The sequence below is a fragment of the Flavobacterium sp. P3_A6 genome, from assembly GCF_056403035.1.
The window spans coordinates 1-15,701 of record NZ_JBFUGG010000035.1 but is presented as its reverse complement, the minus strand read 5'-3'; the positions used below and the strand labels follow the sequence as shown (position 1 = coordinate 15,701).

The window sequence follows — 15,701 nt, the reverse complement described above, 5'->3', positions numbered from 1 at the left end:
AGCATTTGCTGGCTTTTTTTTTAAATACTCATTAAGAATCCTATTAGATTTTCTTTTTTATTTAATCCTAGTTTTTTTCTAAGCCGGTATCTGGCTAATTCTACCCCTCCTATAGAAATGTTCATTATTTCTGCAATTTCTTTTGTAGACATATTCATTAATAAATAAGTAGATAAATCTAATTCTCTTGGTGATATCGTTGGGTATTTTTCTTTAAGTCTTTTTAAGAAATCGAAATGAACGTTTTTGATGTGTTTTTCTAAATCTTTCCAGCTCTTATCGTTATTAACTTCCTTTATGATGCTTTTATTTAATTTAGTAACCTGAAATTTAGTAGGTTCATCTAAAACCTTAATGTCAATTTCTTTTACTTTTTGTAAGATTCCATTTAAAACCTTATTTTTTTTAACTACTTGCAACGAGTTTATAACGAGTTCTTTGTCTTTGGCAAGAATTTGAATTTGGAGGTTGTCATTTTTTAATTTTTCGATTTCTTTTTCTAATTCATGCTGTCCTTGACGTATTTTGGATTCTTTTTCTAAATAAAGTCTCCGCTGTTCAACGGTTTCATAATGTTTATTTTTTCTTATTTTTAGTTTTATTCTATTATAAACAATGTTAACTGTTATTATAGTTAGTATGATATAGCACAGATAGGCGAATGCATGCCGATACCATGGAGGAGAAATTGTAAAGGATAATTTGGTTGGTTCAGATTCGATTCCATAGCTATCTTTAACTTTAACTTTCATAACATAGTCGCCTTCTTTTAAATTGGTATATTCTTTCATTGAGCTTGAAGTCCAATTTGTCCAGTCATCCTCAAAAGGTTCTAATTTATAGGAATAAGCTGTTTTTTGAGAATTTTCATAAATGGGTGATGAAAATGTAAATTTAACATGATTAGCATTATAAGCTAAATTGTAATTTTCATGGCTTTTGGCTAAATTTCCTACTGTAATTGTGTCTTGTGGCGAACTAAAAGTCTCGATAAACACTTTCGGTTTTGTAATGAAATTGTTAGTAATAGTGAAGTCAAAATGTGCTAAACCCTCTGTGAGTCCGATAAAAACATTATTTGGATTTACAGTGTTAATAGATATGTAATCATTAACTAAGTTGCCTGATAGATTAGAAAATGGAGTCTGTTTTTTGATATAATTGCCATTTTTATTTTTCTCTAGGACTCCAAGGATATCATTATAACAGTACCATATATTCTCGTATTTATCTTCAATTACTGTGTTTAATGTTGGTAAGTTTTTGAATAATAAGGACATTTTACTGTCTTCAAAAAAGATTTCCTGTTCTTCAGAATATCTATAAAAATGGTTTTTTGTTTGAAAATATATTTTCCCTTTAAGTTTTTGAATACTTCCAATTCCTTTAAGTTTTTCGCTTATTTTAGAATGAATTTTAATTTGCTCGAATTTTTTTAAATCATCCGATAACTTCATTTGATATAAATTTGAATTTTTCTTAAGCCAAAGAAAATTTTCATCTATTAATGTCTCAAAAGTGTTTGTTGTTTCTTCAAAACCAGCTACTGAATTTTTAAATGTGAGACCATTGCCTTTTTTTTCGAATATTGAAAAGCCGTTATAACTCTGGCCAATAATGCTGTTTGGATGATTTGGAATACTCAAGAAACCGAAATAGCCTTTATGATCAAGTATCTTAGCAACTTTATTGTTTTCAATTAGCAGCGCTCCATTATTACTGGCGCAAAGTATCTGATTGTTTATTAACTGAATATTCCATGCTTGGGCAATTGTGCCTTGGACTCTTTTGAATGGTTGGTCAAGAAATATGTCGTGCCATTTGTGATAAAACAGTCCCTGATTAGTTGCAACATATAATGTGTTTTTATAGAATAAAGAAGCATAAACTGTGCTCATGTTGTAACTGTAATCAAAAAAGGTAAAAGGAGAATTTTCAGTTATAAATGTAATTCCGTTGTCTAGTCCTAACCATAGGTTGTTATTGTTGTCTTCAAAAGACTTTAATATGGTATTGTTTTGAAGTCCTTTTTGCCGGTTTAAATGCTGTATTATTTTTCCGTTTAAATCAGTAATTATAATTCCATTAATAACAGTATTAAAAACCAACAATTTGTTTTTGATCATGCAGCCCCCCAATGATGAATTTTTCTTAATATAATCATTTGCTTCAGTTTGCCAGGGTTTTATGGAATTGTTATCATAAATAAATAATCCGTTTTCTAAAGTTGCCAGTATTAATTTGTTATCTGAGTTTGGAAAAATAGCCCATATTTCTGAATTATTCATTGCAGATGTTCCTTTTAAAGGAGAGAACTTACCGTTTGAGTAATATAATAGCCCTAATTTTTTATCTTGAAAATAAAGTTTGTTGTTGACTAAGAAAGAAAACTGGAATTTATTTTTAGATTCATAATGGCGCAGTTTATTCTTTTTTAAGAAAAATAGTTTTGTAAATGATTGAAAAATTACTTCACCTTGGTAGCAGTGGATTTTCCAAATAAGATTGATGTTGCTGTATTTTTTTTTATTTTTTTTAAATAGATCAGATAATGAATGATAAATAAGATCACCTTTTTCATTGCTTATGAAATAACCAAATTCATTATTGCTTCCGATATATATTTTGCCAGATTCATCAATTTTCAAACTTCGTATAGCTAAGTTATTAGGGAGTGAATATTTATGCCAATTTGTTCCATCAAATTTTAGCAGCCCATTATTATTTGCGAAATATAAATTTCCTTTTTTGTCTTGATCGATATCCCAATTTTGAGTTCCTCCTTTATAGTCATTTCTCTTGTAGTTTTTAATATCTGGAATTCCTAGCTCTTTAACTTGAGGATAACACGTTTTTGGGGACAAAAGAATAAAGGCTAATGATAAAGTATAAATTATGTTTTTGTTAAATTTCATATAACATTTTAATTATTTTGTATAATTCATGTTGTATACTTCTTGTTGAAGTGTCTGTGATCTTCTTTGTAAAAACCTAAAATTGTATTTAGCGTAAATGTAGGGTTATTTTTTTAATTAACATATTAATAACAATTGCTTTTTAATATTAAATTATTGATTTATAATTATTTAAAAAAAATATGATGGGTTTTTGTAGTATTGTAATTTTGTTATTGATGGGTTTTTGTAAAGTTTATTTTTTATTAATTTCATTTTTTTTAACTTATTATTGCATCAAATTACTAATTAATTAACCAAAATTTTTAGAAAAATGAAATTAACAAAATTACTTATTTTTTGTGTTTCAGCTTTGTTTTTCTCAGTAGTCCTGCAAGCGCAGGACATAGCCATTACTGGAAAAGTAAATGATGAAAAAGGGATGCCTATCCCAGGAGCAACTATTTTAATTAAGGGGTCGACAACAGCTACTTCCTCAGATTTTGATGGAAAATTTGAAATTAAGGCTCCTTCCAATGGTGTCTTGGTAATCAGTTTTGTGGGGTATTCGACGCTAAATGTGCAAATTAGCGGCCGTACACAGATAACGGCACAATTGAATCCGGAATCGCAAAATTTGAACGAAGTTGTTGTGGTTGGGTACGGAACCCAAAAGAAGATGTTAACTACTGGGGCAAGTCTTAGCTTGAAAGGAAAAGACATTGCCGCATTGAAAACAGGTTCGGCTATGGAAGCACTTCAGGGGATTGCTCCAGGAGTAAGTGTTACACGAAATAGTGGTGCTCCGGGTGCAGGAACTAAGGTTACAATCCGTGGATTAGGAACGGCAGGAAATTCTAATCCATTGTATATTGTTGATGGTGTATCTGTAGATAATATTGATTATTTAAGCCCATCGGATATTGGTTCTATTTCTGTATTAAAAGATGCGGCTTCTGCAGCTATTTATGGTTCTAGAGCGGCTAATGGAGTTGTTTTGGTTACTACCGTAAAAGGAGTTAAAGACCGTCCAGCGAAGATTAGTTATGATTATTTCTTTGGTATTCAAAACATATATAAGAATTTAGATCCATTGAATGCTCAAGAATATATGTATATTATAGATGAAGGAATGGTTAATGATGGTTTAGCGCCAAAAGATTGGCATGGTATTATTACCAATAATGCTTGGCTAAATACTAATTATCCAGGAACTGGGACACAATATGGTGAAGAAATTTGGGGTAAGCTTCAAAGTGGTTGGGAAGGAACCAATTGGATTAATGAAATGACCAAGAAAGACGCTCCTGTTGTTAGTCATGCTTTAAATATTACTGGAGGAAGTCAGGATGTTACCTACTCTATGGGTATTTCTTATTATGATCAAGATGGAATCTTGGGAGGGAATATTATTGATGCAGGTTATAAAAGGCTTACAGCAAGAATGAATACTGATATTATTTTGAAAAAAAATAGTAGCCATAATATTATTACTGTGGGAGAAAATTTCACTTATACTAATACACAAAATAGAGCTGTAGCTACTGGTAACATTTATTACAACGATTTGCATAATGGATTAGTACAGAATCCTTTGCAGCCTGCTTATTGGCAAACTTCTATAGATAAGAATATTAGTGAGTTTGGTTTCTCTCCAACATTAGACGGATTGGCGACAGGTCAGACTAATCCTTTGGCAGTTATGCATTACCGTAATAATTATAACTATGGAAAAGGGAATAGTATTACAGGAAATGTGTATGCGGAAATTGAGCCTCTTAAAGATTTGAAATTTAAATCAGTTTTTGGTATTACATCTTGGTTTGGTCACAGCAGATCAATGAATCCAACCTATCATTTAGGAGTATTATACAATGATAATGTTGATGGTGCCTCACAAGGCGAATATATGGGTGCAAACACTACTTGGACCAATACACTTGCATACAATAAGAGCATTGGCGACCACAATGTTACAGCTTTAATAGGGACTGAATTAATTAGAAATGATTTAAATGATCAAGTAGGAGGTTCAAGAAATGGGTTGCTTTTTCCTGGAGATCCAAAATATGCTTATATAAACAATACAAAGAGTGCAGCAACAGTTGGTGATATCAGTAATTATGGAGCTGATTATGCTGCGGGCGGTGGAGCAATACAATCTTTTATGGCTAGATTGCAATATGATTATAAAGAGAAGTATTTATTATCTGCAACTATGCGTGCTGATGGTTCTTCTAATTTTGCAGCAGGTAACAGATGGGGCTATTTTCCATCAGTATCAGCTGGATGGATTTTGACCAAAGAAAATTTTATGTCTAATACTTCTAGTTTTCTTGATTATGCAAAACTTAGAGCCAGTTGGGGACAAAACGGGAATCAATCGATAGATAACTTTATTTACTCATCTCAAATAGCATATGCATTTCCAGGTTATTTCTTTGGAGACACTAAACCGGTTTCAGGGACTACATCATATCCTCAAAAAGTTGTTAATCCAGATGTTACTTGGGAAACTTCAGAGCAATTGGATTTAGGATTAGATGCACAACTTTTTAATTCAAAACTTGGATTGACTTTTGACTGGTATAAGAAAACGACCAAGGATTGGTTGGTAGTAGCTCCTATTTTAGGGACGTTTGGTGCAGGTGCTCCATATATTAATGGAGGTAATATTGAAAATAAAGGGTTTGAAATTTCGGTTAGCTGGAATGATAAAATAGGAGATTTTAAATATGGTATAACTCTTAGCGGGGCTCAAAATAAAAATACAGTTACTAGCATAGCTAATACTGACGGAATAATTCATGGACCAAGTAATGTGTTGTCACAAGGGACATCTGAAGTGTCTAGAGTACAAGTGGGACAGCCTATAGGTTATTTTTATGGTTATAAAACCGCTGGAATTTTACAAAATCAAGACGAGGTTGACGCTTATGTAGCTCCTGATGGAAAACCATACTTTAATGATCAGCGTCCAGGAGATGTTCGATTTGTCGATTTAAATAATGATGGAGTTATTGACGAAAAAGATAAAACGTATCTAGGTAAGCCAAATCCTGATTTTGAATTAGGCTTGCAGTTGAATTTTGAATACAAAGGAGTGTATTTAAATTCAACTTTAGCTGGGAAATTTGGTATGCAAGTGATGCAGTCCTATAGATCATTTGCAGATAATCCTGCTCAAAATTATACATCGGATATATTTAATCGCTGGCATGGTGAAGGAACTTCAAATACAATGCCTAGATTGAGTTCCGTATCTAACAGAAATACCAATTTTATTTCGGATATTTATATGCATGATGCTGATTATTTGAGGATTAACAATTTGACAATTGGTTATAATTTTAATGAAATATTGTCTAATGTTAAATTTATTTCTAATCTAAAAATGTATATGGCTGTTAATAACCTTTACACTTTTACTAATTATAAAGGAATGGATCCAGAGGTTCGTTTTGGACATGATGCAGGCTGGGCTTCTGGAATTGACCTCGGTTTATACCCACAGGCAAGAACGGTAATGTTTGGAATGAGTGCTGACTTTTAATTAAAAAAACTTTGAAAATGAAAAAATTAAAATATTTTATAGCTGTTTCAACAATTTTTGTTGCTACTAGTTGTACAGATTACTTGGATACAGAAAATATTTATGGGAAAAGCTTAGAGACTTATTATAAAACTCCAACCGATATTACTGAAGCAATGTCTGGTGTTTATAATGCCATCTATATTAATGCTCCTTTAAGTGAAGAGGGTATTGCGGCTAACCTTATGGATAATATGATGCTAGGAGGAGGGGGGCCTGATGATAAAGCGGCTAAATGGACTGATAGTTTTGAAGACCCTACCGAGGATACTTATCGTGATATGTGGATACAATCCTATAACGGTATAGCTAGAGCAAATGCTATTATTGAAAATACTGCCACTGCTGATTTTTCTAAATATTTTGCCAGTAAAGCAGAAGCTGATGAGTTTAAGCAAAATGCAATTGGAGAAGCTACCTTTATGAGAGCCTTTTTCTATTTCAGATTGGCTAAATTTTTTGGAGGTGTTCCTTTGATTGTTAAGGTGAGTGACCCAAAAAATGCAGCAAGAGCTACCTATACAGAAACGTTTGCGCAAATTGCTACTGACTTAAAAGCAGCAATACAAATGTTACCGGCAAAGCCATTTCCTAGCATTCCAACTGCTGAGTACGGACATGCGAATAAATGGGTTGCAGAGGCTTACTTAGCACGTGTTTTTTTGATGTACACTGGTTATATGACTAATATTGAAAAAAAGGCTACTAACGATTTACCAACAGTAGGCGGTACAAGTTTGACAGCTAGCGATGTTGCTGGTTACTTAAACGATTGTATTAGTAAAAGCGGTTACGCTTTAGCTTCAGATTTTAGAAATATATGGCCTTATTCTTATGTGAACAAGAGCGCAGGAGCTACTGTGTTGCCATGGGCAGCTACAAACAATTTATCCTGGATAGGACAAGATGGTTCTCATCCTACTTTTGGTACTGGAAATTATGAAACTATGTTTGTGCAGCGATTTTCATTTGGAGATTGGGGCTGGACAAATGGTCCAATGTATACTAATAGATTGGCTTTATTCAATTCATTACGAGGTAATTCTTTAAGACCTTTTGGAGAAGGTTGGGGAATGTGTACGGTTAACCCAAAAATTTTTAACGAGTGGGCTGATGCAGATCCAAGAAAATTAGGTTCTATTCTTCAAGTAGGTAAAGCAGACCAAGGTACTGATGGATATAACCCAGATAAGGGTGATCAAGAAACAGGGTTTTTTAACAAAAAGTATACTTCTCTACAGCATTTTGTTCCAGGCACAACAGATGTTAAGGGAATGTTTGTTCAAATGTATGCATGGTCTAATGCAGATATGCAGTTAATGCATGCTCAGGATTTTATTTTTATGCGTTATGCTGATGTATTGTTAATGCACTCTGAGATTACAGGTACAGCTACTGGTTTAAATGCGGTAAGAGGAAGAGCTGGATTAGGAGCAGTTGGTTATTCTCTGGCTGCTTTGAAAGAAGAGCGTTTACACGAATTTGCTTTTGAAGGCTTGCATTGGTTTGATTTAGTGCGCTGGGGTGATGTTGAAACAGCTTTTAGTGGTTCTTTTCCAGTACGAAATTCTGGAAGTAATGGAACTTATACGTTAAAGTACAGACCGGAAACTAAAGGATTAGTGCCAATTCCAGAAACAGAAGTAAGATTGTCCAGCGGCGTTTATAATCAAAATCCAGGGTGGTAAAATTGATAACGATAAATAATTATAACTATGAAAATTAATAAAATAACATATCTCATTATTGCTTCGTTAATGCTAGTTTTTTCAGCTTGCGAACCAATTGTAGAGGAAGAACATTTAGAAAATTCGACAAATGTCGATGGGGTTAAATTAGTAGCAACCCAAAGTACACCAGGCGGTAATGAAATTACTATTGACATGGTAACTCCTGGTATTACAGGATATTGGGATTATAATTTAGGTAAAGCACTAACCAATAAAATAAAGTTTATTTATCCTATTCCAGGAAAAGCTACTTTCACTTATACAGGCAGTTTAGGAGCAGAGTTTTTTACCAAAACAATAAATGTTCAGGTAGATAAACTGGATCACGCACTGGATCAGGATTGGTATGACTTGGTTAGTACAAACACAGCCGCTGGGAAGACTTGGGTTTTTGATAATACTGGCAGTGGTTCATTGTGGTGGTTTATGTCACCTCCAGGCAGTCCAGATGGAGCTATGTCAGTTTGGTGGAATGCAGGTGATTGTTGTGGTCCTAGTGATGCAAATGGGAAAATGCATTTTGATTTAGCTGGAGCCGCAAATTATACTCACTATGAAACTAAAACTGGGACAGGTGTTAAAGGTAGTTTTGTCTTGGATGTGGCGAATAAAAAACTGATTGTTAAAGGTACAACCATGTTAGGATCCGCAGCGGGGAATAAAGATGGTGTATATACTATTGTAACGCTTACTACAGATAAAATGGTTCTCTATTTGAGTAATAGTGAAACCTACGGTACTGGCTGGACATTTGTATTCAGACCAGAGTAATTTGAATTAGTTTATTTTCGAAAAAGGAAGATAAAAAAATGCTTCCTTTTTCGATTTTAAATTTTTTAAAATACTACTATTTAATAAATGATGCTTTAAAGAAATGGATAGCTGTTTTTTAGCTCAAATTAATTTTTAATTATCAGTCCATAAGACTTTAACGTTCTTTAAATCTTATTTTCATATTAGAATCTAAATCTTGATTCCTTACTTTTTTACAATGAAAAAAAATATTACAATTATATTGATGGTATTAAATTGCTTGGTCTGTTTTTCTTGCAGTAAAAATTCAGATGACTCAACGGATTTAATGGGAGCAGGACCTTCAAATTTAAATGTTACTGTAGCTATAGCAGGAATTACAGCTGAAAACCCAAATGGGGACGGGAGCGGAAATGTAAGTTTTACTATTAATGCAAATAATGCTACATCTTATAAAATTGATTTTGGGAATGGTGAAATAAAAACTGTGAAAGAGGGTGAGGGTAACTTTAATTATAATTATTCAAGTTCTGGAACCCAAACGTATACTATTCGCGTATATGCTTTTAATTTAAATAAAGAAATCAGTAAGACAATTCCAATGACTCTATATGTTGCGCCAAAAATTATTTGGTCTGATGAATTCAATGTTGACGGTGCACCAAATAGTACTTATTGGGGGTATGATTTAGGAGCAGGGGGCTGGGGCAATAATGAAGAGGAGTATTATACCAATAGGCCAGAAAATGTAATTGTTAAAGATGGCGTTTTAAAAATTAAGACAATTAAAGAAAATTATCAAGGCAGTAACTATACCTCTGCCAGACTTTTAACAAAAGATAAATTTTCATTTAAATACGGAAAAATTGAATTTAAAGCTAAACTTCCTATAGGTGGAGGTACTTGGCCAGCACTTTGGATGTTGGGGAATAATTTAAGTACAGCAGGTTGGCCAGCTTGTGGAGAAATGGATGTAATGGAACATGTTTACAATCAGTTAAATAAAATTCATGGGACATTCCATTATCCTGGACATTCTGGAGCTAATGGCACTACAGCATCTAAAAATATTGCAAATGTTACTACTGAATTTCATATTTATTCAATGGATTGGAGAGCAGATTTTATTAAGATATATGTAGATAATGAAAAGATTATAGAGTTTCCTAATACGAGTGCAACACCATTCAATCAGGATTTTTTTATAATTATAAATTGTGCAATTGGAGGCAATTTTGGCGGAACAATTGCACCTGATTTTACTTCTTCAACTTTTGAAATTGATTATGTAAGGGTTTATAATTAATGTTTAGTTAAGTTAGTAATTTGTGTTTGTTCTTCAGTAAAGGTTTTTATTTGGTTAGTTAATAAAAACCTTTGCGAAGAATAAAAATCAGCATTAAAAACAAAAAAACAGTTTGTTATTGCAGTTCTAAATTCCTATTTCACAATTCTATAGCGTGAGCATTTCGAAGCTCGAAGAATAATAGCATTTCAAGTATTTGGAATTGCTAGTGGGGGATTATTTCTGTATACGAACGCAATATGTGGAGAAAATTCATTTTAGTATTTAAATGAAAAAGTTTGAGATTTTTGGTTTTTAAATTTTTAAAAAACACCATAAGAAAAATGAAAAAAAATAGTTTAAAATTTTTTTGTTTGCTGTTAGCATTTAATTGTTTTTCGCAACAAAATAAAACTAGTGTTGGTAAGACAATTCAAGTATATACTACTGCAGAAAACACAAAAAATCGTTTATCTCCTACTGCAAATTTAGTTTTTGAAGCTAAATCTCAGCCTATTGAAACAGAAATTTCTGTCGTGGTGGAACCTAGTATTAAATTTCAAAAATTCATGGGTATTGGCGGAGCAATTACCGATGCAAGTGCAGAAGTTTTTGCGCAGTTATCCAAAGAAAAACAGCAAGAAATTTTGAACGCTTATTATACTTCGGATAAAGGAATTGGCTATACATTATTGAGGACAAGTATCCACAGTTCTGATTTTGGAAGCGGGAGTTATACTTATATCAAAGAGGGGGACAAAGATTTAAAAACATTTTCTATCGAGCCAGATCGGAAGTACCGTGTTCCAATGATAAAAAGAGCTATCACAACCGCTGGAGGAAAATTACTTACTTACATAGCTCCTTGGAGCCCGCCAGCCTTTATGAAAAGCACAAATAATATGCTTAAAGGAGGTGTGCTATTGCCAGAATACAACCAAGTATGGGCAAATTATTATGCCAAGTTTATCAAGGCTTATGAAAAAGAGGGTATTCCTATTTGGGGAACTTCTACCCAAAATGAGCCATTAGCAACACAGACATGGGAATCTTGTTTGTATACTGCTGAGGCTGAAAGAGATTTTATAAAAAATTATTTGGGACCAACATTAAAGAAAGAAGGTTTAGGAGATAAAAAAATTATTATTTGGGATCACAATCGTGATTTAATGTTTCAAAGAGCAAATGTTATTTATTCTGATCCTGAAGCTTCAAAATATGTTTGGGGATTAGGTTTCCATTGGTATGAAACTTGGACTGGAGCAGAACAGAATCTTGACAATGTAGGTAAAGTTCACGAAGCTTATCCCGATAAAAATTTAATGTTTACAGAAGGCTGTATTGAAAAATTTGATGCTGCAAAATACCAGTTTTGGCCAAATGCAGAACGCTATGGAATTGCAATGATTAACGATTTTAATAACGGTACAACAGCTTGGACGGATTGGAATATTTTATTAGATCAGCATGGCGGACCCAATCATGTTGGGAACTTTTGTTTTGCTCCAATACATGCAGACACTACTACTGGAGAATTAATATACACTCCTTCATACTATTACATTGGCCATTTTTCGAAGTTCATAAAACCAAATGCAAAAAGAATAAGTTCGGCAGTAAGCAGAACAACTTTATCCAGTACTTCATTCATCAATACAGACGGGAAAATAGTAACAGTTGTCATGAATGCAACTGATGCTTCTGTTGATTATAGTTTATATGTGCATAATTCAAAAGCTAAATTACAGATTCCAGCACATGGAATTCAAACATTGGTATATTAATAAAAATAGAAGCTTTAAGAGCTTCTGAAAAGTAATAAAAATGAAAAAGAAAGTTTTGTTTATCTGCGCTTTGTCTTTTTACAGCGTATCATGGTCTCAAACATCAAATGCTCAATCGGTTCAAATTAATTCTAAAGTTTCTGAATTGATTTCAAAAATGACATTAGAAGAAAAAGTGGGTCAAATGACTCAAATTACGGTTACCATATTTGAAAAATCAGATAAGAAAGGGGTTTTTGATCTTGAAAAATTAAAAGATGGAATTCAGACACATCATATTGGCTCTATATTAAATGTGCCTAATCCTGGAGCGCCAACTTTGCAGAAATGGCAGGAAACGATGAATGCTATATCTAATGAATCCAATAAAAGCAGACTCAAAATTCCGATTTTATATGGTATTGATGCCATTCATGGGGCAAGTTATACGGCAGGAGCAACATTATTTCCACAGCAAATTGGTTTAGCAGCTACTTTTAATACTGATTTGGTAAAACGCGGAGCTCAAATTTCGGCTTATGAAACCAGAGCTTCTTCCATTCCTTGGGTTTTTTCGCCTGATTTGGATTTTCCTAGAAATCCAGCTTGGTCAAGAATGTGGGAATCTTTCGGAGAAGATGCTTATTTGTCATCTCAAATGGCTGTTGCATTGGTTGATGGTTTTGAAGGAGATAATAATGTAGGTTCAAAATATAGCGTAGCCGCTTGTATGAAACATTACATTGGCTACGGAAGCACAACAACTGGGAAAGACAGAACGCCAAGTATTATTCCGGAACGTATTTTAAGACAATATGATTTAACCATTTATCAGGCAGCAATTAAAGCCGGGGCAAAAAGTGTAATGGTAAGTTCTGGAGAAATTAATGGGACTCCTGTGCATGCCAGCAAACATATCATTACTGATATTCTTAAAAACGAATTAGGGTTTACGGGGGTAGTCGTAACCGATTGGAAAGATATTATTTATTTACATACTCGTCACAAAGTCGCACAAACTCCGAGAGAAGCAGTTCGTATGGCTATCATGGCCGGAATTGATATGAGCATGGTTCCAGAGGATTATTCATTTTATACTTATTTGGTAGATTTAGTTCAAAAAGGAGAAGTGCCAATGTCGCGTATTGATGATGCAGTTTCCCGTATTTTAAAAATGAAACTTGAGTTGAATCTGTTCCAAAATACAGTTGCTGATTTAAAAGATTACCCAAAATTTGGTTCACCTGAACATATAGAAGAGGCTTATAAAACAGCAGCTGAATCAATCACATTGCTGAAAAATAACAAGAGTGTTTTGCCTTTAGACAAAAATGAAAAAGTTCTAGTTACTGGTGCAACTGCAAATAGCATGAAATATTTAAACGGAGGGTGGTCTTACACTTGGCAAGGTGAGAATTCAGACATGTATGCGGCAGATAAATTTACCATTTTGGAAGCCTTTCAAAATAAATTAGGCAAAGAAAATGTATTGTACACAAAAGGAGCTGAATTGGAAACTGAAGATGATGCCGAAATTCAGAAAGCAGTTGATTTAGCCAAAAATGTTTCTAAAATTGTGTTGTGTCTGGGCGAAAAGAATTATACTGAAACGCCTGGAGATATCAGCGATTTGTACATGAGTAAATCTCAAATTAAGTTAGCATTGGCTTTGGCCAAATTGAACAAGCCTATTGTTTTGGTTTTAAATGAAGGAAGACCAAGACTGATTAGTGATTTTGCAGATCAAATGGACGCTGTTTTACAATGTTATTTGCCAGGAAACGAGGGAGCAAGAGCCTTGGTTGATATTCTTTATGGTGATGTAAATCCAAGTGGAAAATTACCTTATAATTATCCAAAATATCCTAATTCATTGGAAAAATATAATAGAAAACACACCGAAAGCATTTCTGAAGGGGAACAAAATGATGATGCCAAATACGAAAAAAGCTATTCACCACAATTTGAATTCGGTTCAGGGTTGTCTTATACTGCTTTTAAATATTCAGACTTAAAAATTGATAAAACTGAAATTTCAAATTCTGATGATGTAAATGTTTCGGTTACTGTTACAAACTCTGGAAGCAAAGCTGGCAAAGAAACCGTTTTGTTATACTTGTCTGATAATTATGCAACTATAACGCCAGAATTTAAATCATTAAAAAGATTTCAAAAAATCAGTTTAGCTCCAAATGAATCAAAAACGGTGACGTTTACTTTAAATCAAAAAGATTTGCAGTTTGTAGACAATGATTTGAAATGGGTTTCGGAAAAAGGGACATTCACTGTTCGAATTGCTGATTTGAATCAAGATTTTTTATTGAAATAAAAAAGCTGAAAATCTCAAAACAGAGAAACTATTAATTATCGTTTAATTTAAGGTTAAGCAATAATTTTCAATATAAAAATGTGTTATTTTCCTGAGCGTTCAGTAGATGTTATGCTAGGGTTATTTAATTGATAATTAGGTCTTATTTTTTTCAATTTTGGGAGGTTATATGTATAAATTGCATAAATTTATTAGATAAAATAAATCTTTAATAATTGAGAAAATGTTTGGAAAAAATATAGCTTTGGCTGTTTGTTTTGGTTTGATGAGTCATTTTTTGAATGCACAAACTTTAAAAATAATGACTTATAATATCCGTCTTGATATTGCTTCGGATGGAGAAAATGACTGGACGCATCGGAAAGATTTTTTAAATGGACAGCTTCAGTTTTATGCGCCGGATGTTTTTGGGGTTCAAGAAGCAAAACCAAATCAGGTATTGGATATCGCGGCTGCACTTCCGCAATACGCTTATGTAGGTATAGGAAGAGATGGAATTGGAAAAGGGGAATCTTCGAATATTTTTTATGCTAAAGAAAAATTTAAAGTATTAGAATCCAATACTTTCTGGTTATCCGAAACACCGGATGTCATTTCAATGGGCTGGGATGCTGCTTGCAACAGAGTTTGTACGTATGCACTTTTAAAAAATGTGCAGACCAATAAACTGATTTGGGTTTTTAATACCCATTTGGATCACATGGGAGAACAAGCCAGAACCAAAGGATTAGAACTGATTTTGTCGAGAATTGAAAAATTAAACAGCAAAAAGTATCCCGTTATTTTAATGGGTGATTTTAATTCAGAACCCGAGGAGGAACGGATAATTGCCCTGAAAAATAGAATGAATGATGCTAGAATTATTTCGAAAGAAAAACCTTTTGGTCCCTATGGAACTTTTAATAGTTTTAAATACAATGAAGCAACTTCACTTTTGATAGATTACATTTTTTTATCCAAAGGAAAAGCTGTTACAGTTAATAAATATGCTGTTTTATCGGATGCCAAAGAATTGAAATACCCATCGGATCATTTCCCTGTTTTTGTCGAAATAAATTATAAATAACGGTGTTTTTTTAGATAGAAACAACAAAATATCGAAGTATCTTATATAGTGAACATTAAAAATTTCTGCACTAATTTGAGAGGCTGTTTCATTTGTAGACTGCACCCAAAAGTTTAGACGAATTTATAATTAAATTTGATAATAATGAGCTCGATATTGTATCGGGCTCATTCCTTTTAGATTTAGCTTGATTCTGTCGTTATTATAATACTTTATATATTCAATTATCTCACGTTTTAATTGATTTATGGAACTGTATTTCTTCAGATAAAAAAGTTCTGATTTTAAT

9 protein-coding genes are annotated in these 15,701 nt (G+C 33.0%); 7 read left to right on the top strand and 2 right to left on the bottom strand.

All coding sequences use genetic code 11. The features are described from left to right. Positions 1-20: 20 nt before the first annotated feature. Positions 21-2,915, bottom strand: a complete 2,895-nt coding sequence (locus AC1DVP_RS20575) for a helix-turn-helix and ligand-binding sensor domain-containing protein (protein WP_477185341.1) — start codon at positions 2,913-2,915, stop codon at positions 21-23. Positions 2,916-3,228: 313 nt separating this feature from the next. On the opposite strand from AC1DVP_RS20575, the gene AC1DVP_RS20570 reads away from it, so the two are divergent. The 7 genes from AC1DVP_RS20570 (at position 3,229) to AC1DVP_RS20540 (ending at position 15,412) form a co-directional block, all read left to right on the top strand. Then, positions 3,229-6,447 (top strand): SusC/RagA family TonB-linked outer membrane protein, encoded by a 3,219-nt coding sequence (locus AC1DVP_RS20570; RefSeq protein ID WP_477185340.1) that lies wholly within the window; start codon positions 3,229-3,231, stop codon positions 6,445-6,447. Positions 6,448-6,464: 17 nt separating this feature from the next. Beyond that, positions 6,465-8,174, top strand: coding sequence for a RagB/SusD family nutrient uptake outer membrane protein (locus tag AC1DVP_RS20565; RefSeq protein WP_477185339.1), 1,710 nt, complete (start codon positions 6,465-6,467; stop codon positions 8,172-8,174). A gap of 27 nt (positions 8,175-8,201) precedes the next feature. Continuing rightward, positions 8,202-8,987, top strand: coding sequence for a hypothetical protein (locus tag AC1DVP_RS20560; RefSeq protein WP_477185338.1), 786 nt, complete (start codon positions 8,202-8,204; stop codon positions 8,985-8,987). Positions 8,988-9,207: 220 nt separating this feature from the next. Then, on the top strand, positions 9,208-10,275 hold the full coding sequence (locus tag AC1DVP_RS20555) for a family 16 glycosylhydrolase (protein ID WP_477185337.1): 1,068 nt from the start codon (positions 9,208-9,210) through the stop codon (positions 10,273-10,275). A gap of 323 nt (positions 10,276-10,598) precedes the next feature. Beyond that, positions 10,599-12,038, top strand: coding sequence for a glycoside hydrolase family 30 protein (locus AC1DVP_RS20550; protein ID WP_477185336.1), 1,440 nt, complete (start codon positions 10,599-10,601; stop codon positions 12,036-12,038). 40 nt (positions 12,039-12,078) lie between these two features. Beyond that, positions 12,079-14,346 (top strand): glycoside hydrolase family 3 N-terminal domain-containing protein, encoded by a 2,268-nt coding sequence (locus AC1DVP_RS20545; protein ID WP_477185335.1) that lies wholly within the window; start codon positions 12,079-12,081, stop codon positions 14,344-14,346. Positions 14,347-14,569: 223 nt separating this feature from the next. Further along, complete coding sequence (locus AC1DVP_RS20540) at positions 14,570-15,412, top strand: endonuclease/exonuclease/phosphatase family protein (RefSeq protein ID WP_477185334.1); 843 nt, start codon at positions 14,570-14,572, stop codon at positions 15,410-15,412. Positions 15,413-15,541: 129 nt separating this feature from the next. Here AC1DVP_RS20540 and AC1DVP_RS20535 read toward each other — a convergent pair. Continuing rightward, positions 15,542-15,701 (bottom strand): IS3 family transposase (locus AC1DVP_RS20535; protein ID WP_477185351.1); only part of this gene is annotated, 160 nt, incomplete at its 5' end.